The following is a 14,859-nucleotide window of genomic DNA, read 5'->3' as shown; positions in this document are numbered from 1 at the left end:
GACTTTATTCAAACGGAAAGGCAAGGTTGAATTGTGCGCCTTGCCACGGACTGGTGCTGTAGGTGATTGTACCACCGTGCGCTTCGACGATTTGTTTGACCACCGCCAGGCCCAACCCTACACCACCGGCACGCTGGGTAAAAAAAGCTTCAAATAAATGTGCCTGCTGCGCTGGTGGCACGCCAGGCCCATTATCTGCCACCGATAGATAGGCATAAAGCGGGTCATGAGATAAAGAAATGGCTACCTGGCCATGCTCGGGCAATATCTGAATGGCATTGATAATCAGGTTGACCAGTACCTGGGTCATCTGGTCCTGGTCGGCGGCAATGGTCACTGGTTCGGGTGCATTTAACGACAGCTGGATATGTTTATCCTGTGCCTGTTTTTGCAACATATCGCAAACATGTTGCAAGTGAGATTGCAGCTCCAGTGGCGTTTTGCTCGGCAAGCGCGGCCTGGCCGAATCAATCAGCGACGTCACCAGTTTGTTCAGGCGCTCGGTCTCGGAAATAATAAATCCCAATACTTCGCGGCCATCTTCACTCAGTGTAGGTTCGCGTTTCAGTACATCAGCCGATGAGCGCATGATGCCTAATGGTGTACGCACCTCATGACTCATGGCCGCGGCCATTTCCCCAACCACTGCCAGTTTGGCTGCGCGTGTCAATTGTTGTTCAGACTCGGCCAGTTCGGCGGCCATTTTAGTGAATGTCTGATGCAGTGCCTGTACCTCCACAGGGCCACTCAGCGGCGGGGCAACCACATTCGGACGCCGCAATTGCTGTACAAAGCGGATCAGTTCTTCCAGCGGTTGCGTGATGCGCTTTGCAATCGGCCGCACCAGCAGTAAAGAGAAAAACAGGATCACCACTAAAAGGATCATGAAAATAAGCCCCAGGCGGTGTACCGGAGCGACGGCAACATCATGTTCTTTGTTGAGTTTTACTTCCCAGCCGTAAATTGGCAGTGTGCTTTCAATGGGGATATGCGTATGCAGGTTGTAGCGTGGTTGTGACCAGTTTCTGGACTGTGCCAGCAGTCGGCCATGTTCATCTACCAAGGCAAGCTCAGTGGAGTGTTGAGCGGCATGGTTAAGCAAGTTCTGGATCACTGACCAGTTAAACGTGGCAATCAGGTGGCCGATAGGTTGCAGGGTCAAATCAGAATAAACGGGCGTAGCAATCATCAACTGATCATTTTGCAAATGATAGATGGTGATTGGCTGATCGTCATCTTTAAACGAGAACCAGACTGGCGGGCTGGTAAGCCGTTGGTTGATGTGCTGCGGATTACTGGAGGCAACAATGATGGATTGCAGGTCGACCACGTCAATCGAAATATATTGAGCGGCATAGCTTAAGTGGGTTTCTTCGAGAAAGACAGATAGCCGCTTATCAATGTCACCAATTTGCATGTCTTGCATAATCGCCAGCTGGCTCCAGCTGCGCACGTTTTGCACACGTTCAAACAGCACGCGGTCTATGTGTTCGCCTACTGCTTTACCTGTCGTTTTCAGGTCATGTTTTATTTCGGTGCGCAACGCGGTGCGTGCCTGGTAAAAGCTGAGCACACTCACCAATAGTGCCGGCAATAATCCTGCCAGCAAAAATGCGATTAGCAGCATTTTTCGGATGGTTAAAGGCGAATGTTTTTGCATGGAATATGAGAAAATACGGTTTCTACTATTGGCGTTGCATTAGCTTAATCGGAAAGTGTGTATGTCCACTATTTTACTGCGTTGCGCGGTCAGTGTAATCAGCCTGTGCATGATGTGCAAGCCACTGTTGGCGGAGGAAGATTCCTCTTTCTGGGATGGCTTCCGCATTGGGGGATATACCAGTGTGGATTTGCATATACCACGCACAGAAACCACCCGGCTGAACTGGAACGAGTTGGCGATGATCGTGACTTGGGATAAAAACACCCGTATCAAGTTTTTCGGCGAACTGGACCTGGAAGATGTAGCCAGTTATAACCACCGCCAGGGACTGGATTTCCGCGATGCCTATATCAATCCCGAGCGTCTGTATTTTGATGTGAATCTAACCGAACGTGCCAACGTACGACTGGGCCGTTTCCTCACACCGTTAGGCCGATGGAACCAGTTGCATGCATCGCCACTGGTATGGACAGCTAGCCGGCCTCTGGCAACTACTGAGCTGTTTCCCACCTTTACCAGCGGCATACAGTTTTTTGGCACATTGCCTTTTCAGGAGCGCTCGCTGGATTACCAGATTTACAGCGCGACTATGAATGCGCAACCGGAAAGCCGCGGTGAAACGCAGTACAAGGACATGCGTGGTGCACGGGTTGCCCTCAATAATGTATTCAATTTCACTGATGAAAATGCCGGCCTGAATACCATAGGCCTGAATTACGCCACGTATCGCGAAGAACAGTCGTTTGGACCTAAATACAGCCTGCTCGGTGTGGATTTCCTGATCGAGTTTAACCGCTGGGAACTGAGTGGCGAAGCGTATACCCGCAAGATTGACCATGGCCAGGGTGGCGGCAGTGGTTTTTACCTGCAAAGTGCCTACCTGATCAAAAATGACTGGTACTGGATCACCCGGCTGGAAAGCCTGCATCAGCCTGACACCTCCAACGCCGAGCGCTGGATCATAGGGGTAACCAAAAGGCTAAAACCAAACCAGTTACTAAAATTTGAAGTCGTAGGCGGTAATGGCGAATATGAGGATATACCGCGCGGATTCACTACTTCGTTTGCGATGATGTATTGATGCGTTTCTATTTGCTCAGCATCTGGATCATAGTCGCTGGCTTTTTGCCCGGCCTCGCCCTGGCTGACGAGCCGGTGATTGCGGTGATTGTGTCAGCTCAGGCTGCCTATACGGTGCCGGTGGCTACCAATGATCTGGCATCCGTTTATTGGCGCAAGAAGCTGTATGACAACCATGGTAAACCTTTACATCCGGCCAATTTGTCCAGTGACCATCCGTTACGCTTGCGCTTTTCGCAGCAGGTATTGCACAGTAGTCCCAGGTCGCAGGTAGGTTACTGGAATGAGCAGTATTTCCACGGTATCCAGCCGCCGTATACCGTGGAATCACAAGAAGCGATGATCCGTTACGTCGCTTACACCGAAAGCGCTATCGGCTACATAGATGCCTGTAAGGTCGATGAGCGAGTGAAGCCGGTCATATGGGTCACGGCCAATAAGATACTGGGTGAAGCGCCCGCTTTACGTTGCAGTACTGCTACGCCTTAATGCGGCATTTTTTATCGCCTTCATTCTGCCTGCCTGTTCCGGCGCCGGTGGTTGATCCAGCTTTGTCTGTAGATTCCCACCTGGCTGCTCACGGATAACGACAGCAGGTGGCGCAAGTGGCTGCTCCGGCTTTAATGGCAGCGGCGGCAATTTGAGCTCTGCACGCACCACCGGGTTTGCGACCAGCCAACTGTAATGCGAATGGCAAGTGCTGGATTTGAGTTCATAGGCTGTCAAGAGTGTGCAGAACACGTCATCATGACTAAGCGGGTAATTTTGGTAAGGCCTGATCTGGTTAATCGAATAATCAAACTGTTTGCCCAGCCATAAAATGGCCGGTACATGAGTCTGCTCCTTAGGCGCAATCATATAAGGTGCTGCATGCAGGTAAAGCCCATGCTCTCCCAGAGATTCTCCGTGGTCAGCTACATATAACATGGCGGTTTCATGACTGTTGTCGTATTTTTTCAGAAGCTGTATGACTTCACTCAGGAAGTAATCGGTATATAAAATAGCGTTGTCATAGGCATTATCGATTTCCTGCTGGCTGCATTTGGATAAATCGCTGCTGCGGCACACCGGAGTGAATTTTTCGAATGCTTTCGGATAACGACGATAATACTCCGGCCCATGATTTCCCATCTGGTGCAATACGATCATGATGTCTTGGCCATGGTGAGACTGGATGTACTGGTCCAGGCCATTTAACATACCAACGTCCCTGCATTCGGTATCGCAGACTGTATTCTGTGCCGGTGATTGAAAATCCTGGTAAGCCATACGCGTAGCCACACCTTTTGAGTCTGAATTGTTATCACGCCATAACACATTGACATTATGTTCTTTCAAAATGTCCAGCGCATTCTCCATATGTCTGGCTTTTTTCGCCGAATACTGCTGCCTGCCCAGCATGGAAAACATGCAAGGTACCGATACACCGGTAGAAGTACCGCACGAAGTCACCTGTTTAAAGCTGACTACATCTTCCTGCTGCAAGCGCGGATTAGTCAGTTTATGGTAGCCATTCAGCGAGAAGCGGTCATAGCGCGCGGTTTCACCGACCACCATGATGACCAGCTCGTGTTTAGTGTTAGCGCCAACTCTTTGTGTATCTGTGGCGACCTGTTCCAGCGCCTGACTCTCGGGAATGCTGAGGTGCTGGTTAGTCCATTTAATTAATGAGTAATGCATAAAGCTGGGGTTTGCATACATGCGGGCCAGTTTGTGCTCACGGATAAAGCTGGCGTATCCTGCAGAGTTCGGCCACACAGTCGCCACCATCACCACCACTAAAAACCCTAGGTGCAGAGCGCGAATTCGCAGGCTATCACGTTGAAACCATTCTTGCGGCGCTCTGAACAGCATCCATAAAGCAGGCACTACTCCAATTGCAATGACAAAAAAGATCATATCCCAGGAGAGCAGACCGACAATCTCTTTATTGTCGGTTTGTAGCAAGTTGTCCAGCATCACCGTATCGATGATGATGCCAAACTCCTGCATGTAGAAACCGGCGAATGCACTGCTTAACAGTATCAATGCCAATAGCCAGCGCGCACTGCGGCCATGGCTGATCAGCAATAGCCAGATGGCGGTAACCAGCGTAAAAAACAGCAACAGGCTGAGCAGCAAACCGCTTTGGCCACCTAGTGGCGGATACAGCTGGCTTAAATGTGAAACCAGAGCATAGTTGTCAAAGGCCATCAGCCACAACGTCACACCCCAGATCATTAATATCTGTGGGGTGAATAAGTGGCGGAATACCGCGGACAAGGAAAATTTTTTCATGGGCAACTGCGTTTAGAGTAAGCGTTATTCGGGTAAATACGAATGAGGTAATTGCTGCTGGAAAATGACAATACGCACAACAGCAAAGCGCACATCAGCCACATGGATGTCAGCGTATGCGAGAGGAAATGCGCCCCGCGAAGTTGCTGGCTCCAGCCGAGCATAAAACCAACCGATAGTCCGGCTACCATCACCGCCAAAGCTTTACGTGGGTGGTGCGGTAACCAGCATAAACACAGGGCAGAAAGCCATAAGCCACTGCTGGCATGCCCGGCGGGGAAACAATGGCCAGCCATTTGGGAAGTGTGTGCAGCAAATGCAGGAAACCAGTCTACAGTGCCGCCATAACGCGTAATATCCCACGGGCAGGCATGCGGCATCTGATGTTTAAGCCATGACACCAGGCTACTGTGCGCGATGGCCAGTGCGGTTACCCAACGCAAGCGGTATTGTTGTGCAGGAGATAACCAGCTTGGACGCAATCTTGCCGGAAACATGGCAAACACCAATAGCACCAGCCACACGCTCAGTAGCAAATATTTGGCATAACTGTGCATGACCGTGTCATAGAAAAATACGTGCTGGTCAGTAAACTGGCCGCGGCTAAAGTCGAACATCCAGTCTGCAAGCATCAAGTCGAGCGGGGTGTAATTCGCCATGGCGAAAATCGCCATGGCACTTGCACCCAGCAGCAGCCATAACCCGGCTAATCCCTTGTTGGTAAGCCAGCGTTCCACGTGGCGACCTCACTGTCAGGGAAATGTTTTGTGCCCGGTAACGTTTGCAATTTGCCGATATAGGGGTCGCCCACCAGGATGCTGTCAGGTAGAAATTGCGCGTTGACGATACTCTCATCCGGGCGAAAACCATCGAATGACAGTCCAACTAGGTCGGCCAGTGTATATATCAGGTCGGCATTGTCATATTGCTGATGCGTATCCACATTAGCTAACACTTTCTTGGCGTTAAACCAGTTATCCGAATGCCAGATAATCAGCGGTATGCTGTACATAGGTAAGGTAGGCGCGGCTTCGTTACGTCCCTGGAAGTCGTGCGGCGCAGTGTCGTACACATCTTCACCGTGGTCGGAGAAGTAAACCAGCAGACTATGTTGTTGCTTGGCTTTCAGTGTAGAAATCAGCTGTGACATGATCCAGTCGTTATAGCGGATAGCATTGTCATAGCTGTTAATCAATGCAGTTTTCTCTTCATCCAGCCCGGTGGCAGGCAAACCTTGGGTGGTTTTGAACACATCAAACTTTTCCGGATAGCGGTAGCTGTACTTCATGTGTGTGCCTAGCAGGTGCACCACGATCAGTTTTTTCGGATGCGGATCGTTCAGGCTTTCAGCAAACGGTGCCAATACCTTTTCATCAAAGCTGTAAGCATTCTGCCGGCGCTCGTTATTCAGGAAATATTGTTTGTCTGCCTGTTTGGCGAACGTCGTCAGCATGGTGTTGCGGCCAGTCAGGGTCTGCTGGTTGGTGATCCAGGTAGTGTGGTAGCCAGCCTGTTTCATCATCGCCACCAGTGATGGCTTAGTCTTGTAATCGTCAGGATGCTGCTGATTGGCAAATGTCAGCACCTGCTGCAGGCTTTCAATGGTGTTCGGGCGTGGAGAATATACATTTTCAAACACTGTCAGCTCATGTTTGATTTTGTTGAGTTCAGGATTGGTATCGCGGCCATAACCATATAAACCCATATGCAAACGCGAAGTAGATTCACCAATCACCAGCACCACAGTGGTTGGCCCCGGCTTGGCTTGTTCAGATAATTGCGCCAGAGGCGGAATCTTATTCATGGTCAGCAGGGTATGGTTAACTTCATCCAACTGCTGCTGGTAATTCAGGTAACCGAGTGCTAACTGGTAAGGTGGCACGCCGCTGAAATGCTTGTTAAAGCTCTTGTAAGCGTACATCCATTGATTGTTAACCACATGTTTTAACGGGGAGGAAAAAGCGATCAACACAGTAATTAATGAATAAACCGCTGCGTGTGATTTCGACAGTTGCGCCGGTTTTAATGTGCGCCAGTAAAGCGCGGGAATGACAATACAAGCCAGCAGTACCAGCAAGATCCACCAGGAAAAATAGTTGTGCAGATATTCCTGAGATTCACTTTTGTTTGATTCAAACAAAATCATCATCAAGCTCTGGGTCAGCTCTTGACGATAAATTAAAAAGTAAGCGATACCAGGTAAGGCAGAGATACCGATAAAAATTGCAATCGCTGCGCTCCAAAAGCGCAACCGTTGCGGTTGCCACCACAGCGGAATCAACCACAAAGTGGAAACAATGACGGCATCCTTGAATCCTTCCAGGGATGATGCGCCAAATAACCAAAGCAGGAATTGTGTTAAACCGCCCAGCAGCAGAAACAGGCCATAGGCGCGTAAGAATGGATGCTTCACAAAGACTTCCCTAAGTATTTTTGATAAATTCAGGGGTATCTTTGCAAGCGCTATGCCATAGAAGATTATTTAAAAGTGATTCGTCTTTAACTATATGATATTTAATTGGTTTTTTGTTTTTTTGTCTGTGTTGATGTCATAAAGGCAGCATGCAGCTTTATGCATGATTTGCAGAAACGACAGACTCAAAGTAGAAAAACCCTGCAAATTTTGCAGGGTTTTAAAGGTAAGTGAATATCTCTTGTTATAAGGTAATGCCTTACTCCCATTCGAGCTGCGGGTAAATCACATTCACATTACGGCGGTTGGCAATACCAAACAATAGCCATTTTTGGCGTTCAGATTCGGCAGCAGTGTCCATGGTTTGCTCCATGCTGATACCTTTTTTGATGCTGGCGCGGACGTCGGCTAACAACAGGTTGAGGTAACGCAATTCATCACCAATAATCGTTTTCTGGTCAGGGCTTTCCAAGCCGTGACCTGGCACAATCAGTGCGTATTGAGTCTGATTGATTTTCTCCAATGCAGCAATCAGGCCTTTAATATCCCCCTCTAGCACCGGCGTGCGTTGCGCAAATACCAGGTCGCCGGTGAACAAGGTGTTGGTTTTCACATCTAGTACGGTCAGGTCGGTATGCGTATGCGCGACCGTTTGCGATTTCAGTTGTAATACGCGGTCGCCTAAATCCAGTGATAATTGGTCATGCACAGCGGTATCGGGAGGAATAGTGGTGCTGGCTTTGCCTGCCTCGCCCAGCAGATTGGCATTAAGTTTTTCGTACTGCTCTTTGCGTAGCAACATGGTGTTGGCCAGTTTTTCATGGCCGACGAAGTGGACAGGCTCTCCCTGAAAAGCAGCATTACCATAAGTATGGTCTGGGTGCACATGGGTATTGATCACATATTTTATCGGCAACTTGCTGATATTGCGGATAGCTTGCAGCAATTGCTCGCCGGTGTGTTTGCTGCCACCACTGTCAATCACTGCAATCGACTGGTTGCCGATAATGACGCCCAGGTTACAGATATCTCCCTTGTAACCGTCGTCAATATCCTGATGCTGGCCGTGATGTACATAAATCCCTTCAGCAACTTTTTTTAATTCAAAGGTGTCTGCCCACACATGACTACAAAACGTTACAAACCCGAATGTAACACCAACACACGATAGCTTTATTTTTGATAACATGCTGACTCACCCATGAATGTTTCATACATCATAATCAATACATTCGTGATGACAAAGTGATCGTTGTCACAAGGGATTTCAAGGAGAAGACATGAGTTCTACGCAACGATATACCAAAGTTGCCGTTATTTTGCATTGGCTGATTGCTTTGGCCATCGCCGGGATGTTTGCACTGGGGTGGTATATGACCGGGCTACCGAAAGATGGCCCTAAAGAAACGCAATTCGATTTATTTGGCTGGGGTATCTATACCTGGCAGATGGATGAGCCGGGCAGTGCCCGCACCCTGTATTTCAATTTGCACAAATCACTAGGCTTCACTTTGTTGTGGCTGGTGGTATTCCGCGTGTTCTGGCGCGTGAGCCATACGCCACCTGCCATGCTGAGCAGCTATCCGACTTTGGAACGTAAACTGGCGACTGCTGCACATCACTTCCTGTATGTGTTGATGGTGGCAATGCCGTTGAGTGGTGTGTTAATGACCCTCTATAGCAAATATGGATTGAAGTGGTTTGGGCTGGAAGTCTTTGGTGGACTGGATAATGCAGATTTGCGCGATATTTTCAAAGACTCACACGAGTTGTTTGCGACGATCTTGCTCGCTGTGATTGCCCTGCATATTGTCGGCGCACTCAAGCATTACTTTATTGATAAAGATAAAACCCTGTCGCGTATGACGCTCAAATAATCATCTGCACAGTATAAAAAAATCCCGCTCATTGCGCGAGGCGTTCAACTAAAGTGTTGGTTTTGTTAAAGCCCCCTAGAGTTTTAGGGGATTTTTTCTTCCCAAAGTCATAGCCACCCATTCATGAGCTGCAAAAATGTGTTTTGTAAGAGTTCTGAATAATCGGTATTTTTGTTTTAACTAGCATAAAAGATATGCCTAATACCCAGACAAGGTCACTCAAAAAAATTCTAACTGTTTAGACATATACACATTCAGTACTTAAAGTTATATTGCTTTCATCAAATTTATTCCAATAAGAACGTAGATTAATAAATGTGTAAAAAGAATAAAGACTGGATATTACAAGCTAGTGAGACACGACGTGTTTACTCTACTGCCACATGGGTGCCATTAAGAGCATCCGTTCCTGACCAAGAAGGTGATGTACAAAAAATTGGCTATCTAGAGGAATATTTAGGGGTAGGTACAGCTGCTATTCATCCTGAATATATAAAGATTGGGAACCGGTTAGATTTTAATGATTTAGGTGGTCATCGTACGGATCCATATGTACATTCGGATGGTAGGTACACTCCCATTGATCACTATCAATACAATGATGAAACCATCGGAGTTGAGCTTGTTTTTGAGCACATTCAGTCTGTGATCGGTAAACGCCATTGGATACTTAACCCGGATCTTGTGGTCGCACTAGATCTAATAAAAGAAGGCAATAGTTGGGTCAGGCCTGTAGAAGATTTCACAGAAGTTGCTCGAGAGAGGGTCGATTCAGAGGGTAATCATTACTTAATCGAAATCAAACGAGAATTTTTAATGGATTATCTAGCTGCCAGAAATTTATCACTTCGTATGGCCACGTTTCGCATGCGAGTAGAAAATGTACCTTCTTTAAAAGGGAGCCCTTACCAAGGGTTAGTTTCACTTGAGGAAGCAAGGGACGGAGGGCATTTCGAACTAATCATTCGGTCGCTGGACTCTGTTTATGGCGGTACCTTTGCAACATTCCGCGTGGGGCGTACCGACGTTGATGGTGAAGAAGATGCACCTGTGATGGGTCCAGAAACCAATGACAACACCGAGTCCGAACAAACTAGAGGGTATATATCTGGATTCAAAGGGGTTCGTATTGAAAGTCAGTTTAGACGAGAAGAATGGATTGAACACAAAGGTCAAAGTATCCGAGTTCGTGGAGATGTGAATACGGAACTTCCTTCATTTGTCGTAGAGACAGATGCTAAAAGAATGACCTCTGCTGAACTAAACGACGAGGATATTGGCAGATGGCTATTTTTTAAGCCGGAAATCATCAATCACTTACTGGGACACCGGGGCTTTTCATTGCAATGGTATACAGCGGAAACTGGTGGTATTTGCTCAACGTCGGATCGTGCAACTCATTTCGGACTCAATGGTTCTGATTTGGTTTCAGTTTATGGGTGCGATATTCCCCGTCTTGAACCCTGGGAACAAGCAATCTGGGCAGCGCAAAGTATCGTCCCAGAAGGTAAGGTTTCAAAAGAGCTACTTTTAGCTCATGCTCAAGGTAGGGCAGCGAAAACAAAAGCGGCAGAAAATTTGCTGATTGAAAATCTAGAGATGGTTGAACATGCATTTTTAGTAAAATACAAAACACCACTTTTTAACCATCCCATTAATATAATAGAAACGTTAAAGGTCGTTTCTCGTTTTGCTAGCAAAGATAAGCCCTCATTATTAAGACTTGCTAAAGAACTAGTTCGGGTATTTTCTGATCGATTGAATATTCCAGGACTTCGTACCCATGCTCGCAATAAGGAACTGGGCTCGATCAAGCTTCTTGAAGATATTTTGACGCAAATAATTGGGCCTGATAAAGCACGTGAACTCTTCGGAGTGATTATTGGCGTATATGACATGCGAAATGGTGATGCACACCCGACAAGCTCCAAAATTGATGACGCTATAAAACTGGCTGGCATAGACCAAGATTTGTCTTACCTTAAGCAAGGCCAACAAATGATTCATAACTACGCTGAGGCAATTGGCCTGATCGGTACAAACATTTTAGATGTGCAAAAAAACCGGTTTAAAGGATAAGTTTTCCTTTGGAGTTTAGCATGAGCTTTTTCAGAAAAAGAGTACTACCGCGGCATAACTTTAGCGATAAACTTATCTGATTTCTGGATTATTAATTTTGAATACTTCCTGCACATTTCAGAAATCTCCTTCTTACTTTTTCGTAATAATTCGATTTCTTCCTGGCTCAACATTCCAAGCCCCTTACCAGCCCGCAGTTGCATGAGTTTTGCGGTCGAGGGCGTAATGGAAGGCGATTTAGGTTTCTTGCTTTGATAGTTCATTTTCACGCATCCGTAATTTCAAAATCAAATGATTGTAGATTGCTTAAACAGTTCCACCAAAGCCAATAGCGTGAAGCATTCTCTCAACCTCTGCGTACCCATAGGATGATTCGGCAGTAGCAATCGGAGTATTCCCTAATATTGTGTGAGGTTTATTGAGCCATGCATCTGCTTTTGCCTCAGAACTAAATGTATCAATTGCTAAAGAACGTATACGCCCCCAGCTTAAAGAAAGACTTTCACTGTTCATCCGTGAACTCCTTAAATAAAGAGTGTTGCTACCTTACGCAACTAAGTAGACTTGTCATCTAAGTATAGCGTTGAAATTTTATTGTACCTCTGTTAAGTGTGGTCGCGTTGATAATGATCGACCCATTGATATAACGCCGTACAGAAGGGCAATAAGAATAGCCGGATATGCCATTCCTTTTCATTTTGCTGTTTGCCAGACAAATAAACCTCTGGGAGTTGCATTAACTCGTGGTAAATCCGGGAGGCGTGAATGATTTTATTGAAGCACTGCCTTAAGTTGATAGGTTCACCATTCTCGTCATCACCAAGCATATATTCTCCGTGAGGAAATTTGGTGGCCGTACCATCTGATTTTGAATTAATCAGCTTGTCATCTAAAACTCTTGCTGTTACGGCAGCGCTCAATAACCGAGTTGAAATCTCGCTTTCATACATCTTCCCGTACTCACGAAATAATGCGGAATCTTTTCTGTACGCAACATCACCTTCCCCGTCTTCTAAAAGCCGATTTAACCCATAGCCAAGATTCAAAAGGACAAATGCGTTCCTTTTGATCTGTTCGAAATCTAAGTAGTGATCATGCTCTTCTGGTCGATGCATTGGATACTCTAACTTTTACAATTAAGGACTGACGATAACATCAGCTAAAAGATTTCACACAACCTTGATTTGAAAGGTTCAATAATTAACAATTTAGATTACTATACTTGCAAAACATATTAATTGAAGATAAAAATGATTATATTTGTGGCGGGCATTCATGGAGTAGGAAAATCTTATTTATGTAAGGCTTATTCTGAAAATGAACATGAAAATGCGATTCATTCATCAGCCAGCCAATTGATAAAGCAGCAGCTAAAAGTTGAAAATTGGGGAGCAGATAAATATGTTTCTGATATCGATCGTAATCAAACAGCCTTGTTGGAGGCATTGAAAAGATTTCAAGGGAATGAACTTCTTCTCTTAGATGGTCATTTTGTTTTATTGAAGTCAGCAAATGAGTTTGAATGTGTGCCTGAAAACATTTTTGTTCAAGCCAAATTTTCTGCATGCATATTAATAGAAACTGATTTACCGACAGTTACGGAGAGATTAATGAACCGTGATGGTATTTCTGCTGAAGTGGATTTAGACTTATTTTTCTCAAAAGAGCGTGCGCGTGCCGAATATATTTGTAAAAAGATAGAAATACCACTTATAAAATTAAATAGCCCATCCCAAAAAGATTTCAATGAAGCGGTCAATAATCTTCTAAAAGAATAGATCACATGGATAAAACATTCACCGGAATTTTAATTAGATATCATCTTAAGGATGGCTTCACACAGCCTATAAAGCCATTAGATGAGCTTCATATCAATTTATGGGAAATCGGAAAGCCATTTATTGATATGGGTCTAATGATTTCTCAGTGGAAAGAAATTGATTCAATTGAAATTACTATTCCTTGGAGACTGGATGACTCAAATGTCTATGATTTAGGAACATCGTTAAATAGTGAGCAAAGTATTGCTGCTATTTTTAATGAATCGGTTCAATACAATGGGAGAGCCGATACCAATATAGCTTTAGTTCACTTGTTAAAGAATGCAGAGGACATAGCGAATCAGTCGACCGCGATTCAAAATAAATTTTTATTATTGAGATTAGCTCCACAAGACATCACTATCTCCTATACCAATCTCTCCACTAAAGATGAAATTACAAATTTAAAAATTAAGATTCCAGCTTTAAAGCCTTATGAGATTTATAAAGAAAATATTGATCGACTTTACGTCCGTTTTCGAATCATCAACATTCCAAGAAATTTTTATCAGTCCATTTTTTGCCAGCCCGATAGTAATATTTTGAGCTCTTACGTAAGTACAAGAATAGTTGACTTTCGAATCAACGTCAGAAGAGGCATCCCTAAAGAGTTGCTAATCAACAGTGACAAAGTGATATTTCCTCCACTAAAGAAAATTCATTTCTTTCTAACAATCAATAGAAATCAGGAGTGTATTTTTCAAGGCCAGAACTTTGTGGGCTGCAGATCTTTAACAGATGAGGAAATATGGAATTATTACGTTGAAAGCCATTCCGATTCTGATAAGGATGTTAGAGATTCAGTACGGAATTATTTAGGTTATCAATGGACCAAGTCCAACATCCAAGATGAAAACTATCCAGTCAAAGACTTAGTGGCACTTGGTAGATTCTCTGAAACCAGTTCCGGAATTTTACATATTTGCAGATTTATATTTTTAGGCTTAGGGTTTGGTATGGCAGGGAATGGTCTATGGGAAATACTATCTGATCCCCATCAGGCTACCAACAAAGATTACTGGTTGATAATTGGAGTTATAGCACTTGGAATGCTAGCAATTTTTAGCCCCAGTATCTTTGCTGCGTTGCAGCGTAGTAGCCGATACAACGCAACACTGGACAAAGTTATTCAGATTTTGACTAAACTTAAATCAAAATGAGTATTTAGTGTTTAGGAGCTCACCATTGAAGCTCATCTCTTTTTTCTTAGGCCTGTAAATTCCCGTATATTCTTCGCCGAATTCAAACCCGAAATAATCAAAAACACGTTTGAACTCTGGTAGTTTTTCAGAAGAAACTGACAATAACGGCATGTCAGTACCAAGCTCAGCAAATGAATGTTTGAATAGACGAACCCCTAGGCCAGACCCGTTGTATTGGTCTCTAACTCTTAGGCAGCATAATTTCTTTTCTTCTAGGGTATCTTTAACAATACCAAGCCCAGCAATAGGCTTATTCATATCTTTAAGCAAGATGATAGTACGTTCACCAGACTCAAGCCCAGGAATCACCGTTTGATCAAACCAATCCGTAAAATTCGGATAATAGTTAGACATATCGAGGAGCATCTTTCTCGATTCATCAACGAGCAATTCTGCGTACTCTGGTGCATTAAGTAATAACTCTTGATTTAGAAAAATAGTTTTCACA

14 protein-coding genes are annotated in these 14,859 nt (G+C 45.1%); 6 read left to right on the top strand and 8 right to left on the bottom strand.

The features are described 5' to 3' along the window. Nucleotides 1–4 precede the first annotated feature (4 nt). Complete coding sequence (locus tag ASG34_RS07820) at nt 5–1,660, bottom strand: sensor histidine kinase (RefSeq protein ID WP_235559704.1); 1,656 nt, start codon at nt 1,658–1,660, stop codon at nt 5–7. A 61-nt stretch (nt 1,661–1,721) separates the two neighbouring features. Between ASG34_RS07820 and ASG34_RS07815 the strand changes: the two genes are divergently transcribed. Both ASG34_RS07815 and ASG34_RS07810 read left to right on the top strand, forming a co-directional pair. Further along, entirely contained in the window at nt 1,722–2,744 is a 1,023-nt protein-coding gene (locus ASG34_RS07815) for a hypothetical protein (RefSeq protein ID WP_055828959.1), read from the top strand. Next, nucleotides 2,744–3,232 (top strand): hypothetical protein, encoded by a 489-nt coding sequence (locus tag ASG34_RS07810; RefSeq protein ID WP_055828957.1) that lies wholly within the window; start codon nt 2,744–2,746, stop codon nt 3,230–3,232. The genes ASG34_RS07815 and ASG34_RS07810 overlap by 1 nt, the downstream gene beginning before the upstream one ends. Here the strand turns inward: ASG34_RS07810 and ASG34_RS07805 are convergent. The 4 genes from ASG34_RS07805 to ASG34_RS07790 form a co-directional block, all read right to left on the bottom strand. Then, entirely contained in the window at nt 3,206–5,020 is a 1,815-nt protein-coding gene (locus tag ASG34_RS07805; RefSeq protein ID WP_055828954.1) for a phosphoethanolamine transferase, read from the bottom strand. The two genes, ASG34_RS07810 and ASG34_RS07805, sit on opposite strands and share 27 nt — an antisense overlap. Further along, complete coding sequence (locus ASG34_RS07800; protein WP_055828952.1) at nt 5,017–5,757, bottom strand: phosphatase PAP2 family protein; 741 nt, start codon at nt 5,755–5,757, stop codon at nt 5,017–5,019. The genes ASG34_RS07805 and ASG34_RS07800 overlap by 4 nt, the downstream gene beginning before the upstream one ends. Beyond that, on the bottom strand, nt 5,727–7,433 hold the full coding sequence (gene cptA / locus ASG34_RS07795) for a phosphoethanolamine transferase CptA (RefSeq protein ID WP_055828948.1): 1,707 nt from the start codon (nt 7,431–7,433) through the stop codon (nt 5,727–5,729). The genes ASG34_RS07800 and cptA overlap by 31 nt, the downstream gene beginning before the upstream one ends. Nucleotides 7,434–7,692: 259 nt before the next feature. Beyond that, nucleotides 7,693–8,622, bottom strand: a complete 930-nt coding sequence (locus ASG34_RS07790) for a quinoprotein relay system zinc metallohydrolase 2 (RefSeq protein WP_055828946.1) — start codon at nt 8,620–8,622, stop codon at nt 7,693–7,695. A 91-nt stretch (nt 8,623–8,713) separates the two neighbouring features. Here ASG34_RS07790 and ASG34_RS07785 point away from each other — a divergent pair, with 91 nt between their 5' ends. Next, on the top strand, nt 8,714–9,310 hold the full coding sequence (locus tag ASG34_RS07785) for a cytochrome b (RefSeq protein WP_055828943.1): 597 nt from the start codon (nt 8,714–8,716) through the stop codon (nt 9,308–9,310). A gap of 315 nt (nt 9,311–9,625) precedes the next feature. Continuing rightward, a complete protein-coding gene (locus ASG34_RS07780) occupies nt 9,626–11,389 on the top strand; it encodes a hypothetical protein (RefSeq protein WP_055828940.1) in 1,764 nt (587 codons plus the stop codon). Between the two features lie 306 nt (nt 11,390–11,695). On the opposite strand, the gene ASG34_RS07770 is transcribed toward ASG34_RS07780, so the two are convergent. Together ASG34_RS07770 and ASG34_RS07765 are read right to left on the bottom strand one after the other, a co-directional pair. Beyond that, on the bottom strand, nt 11,696–11,902 hold the full coding sequence (locus tag ASG34_RS07770) for an MbcA/ParS/Xre antitoxin family protein (protein ID WP_055828935.1): 207 nt from the start codon (nt 11,900–11,902) through the stop codon (nt 11,696–11,698). 92 nt (nt 11,903–11,994) lie between these two features. Beyond that, nucleotides 11,995–12,504 carry a hypothetical protein gene (locus tag ASG34_RS07765; protein WP_055828931.1) on the bottom strand — a complete coding sequence of 170 codons (510 nt, stop codon included), beginning with the start codon at nt 12,502–12,504 and terminating at the stop codon, nt 11,995–11,997. Nucleotides 12,505–12,639: 135 nt separating this feature from the next. On the opposite strand from ASG34_RS07765, the gene ASG34_RS07760 reads away from it, so the two are divergent. Further along, on the top strand, nt 12,640–13,167 hold the full coding sequence (locus ASG34_RS07760; RefSeq protein ID WP_055828928.1) for an ATP-binding protein: 528 nt from the start codon (nt 12,640–12,642) through the stop codon (nt 13,165–13,167). Nucleotides 13,168–13,172: 5 nt separating this feature from the next. After that, entirely contained in the window at nt 13,173–14,369 is a 1,197-nt protein-coding gene (locus ASG34_RS07755; protein WP_055828925.1) for a hypothetical protein, read from the top strand. Here ASG34_RS07755 and ASG34_RS07750 read toward each other — a convergent pair. Beyond that, nucleotides 14,361–14,858: a hypothetical protein gene (locus ASG34_RS07750; protein ID WP_082504838.1), complete on the bottom strand. Its 498-nt coding sequence runs from the start codon at nt 14,856–14,858 to the stop codon at nt 14,361–14,363. The two genes, ASG34_RS07755 and ASG34_RS07750, sit on opposite strands and share 9 nt — an antisense overlap. Nucleotide 14,859 lies beyond the last annotated feature (1 nt).

Origin of the sequence: Methylophilus sp. Leaf416 (assembly GCF_001424665.1) — a bacterium.
Taxonomy (GTDB): Bacteria; Pseudomonadota; Gammaproteobacteria; order Burkholderiales; family Methylophilaceae; genus Methylophilus.
The sequence above is the reverse complement of the archived record's forward strand: the minus strand, read 5'-3'. Positions and strand labels throughout refer to the sequence as shown.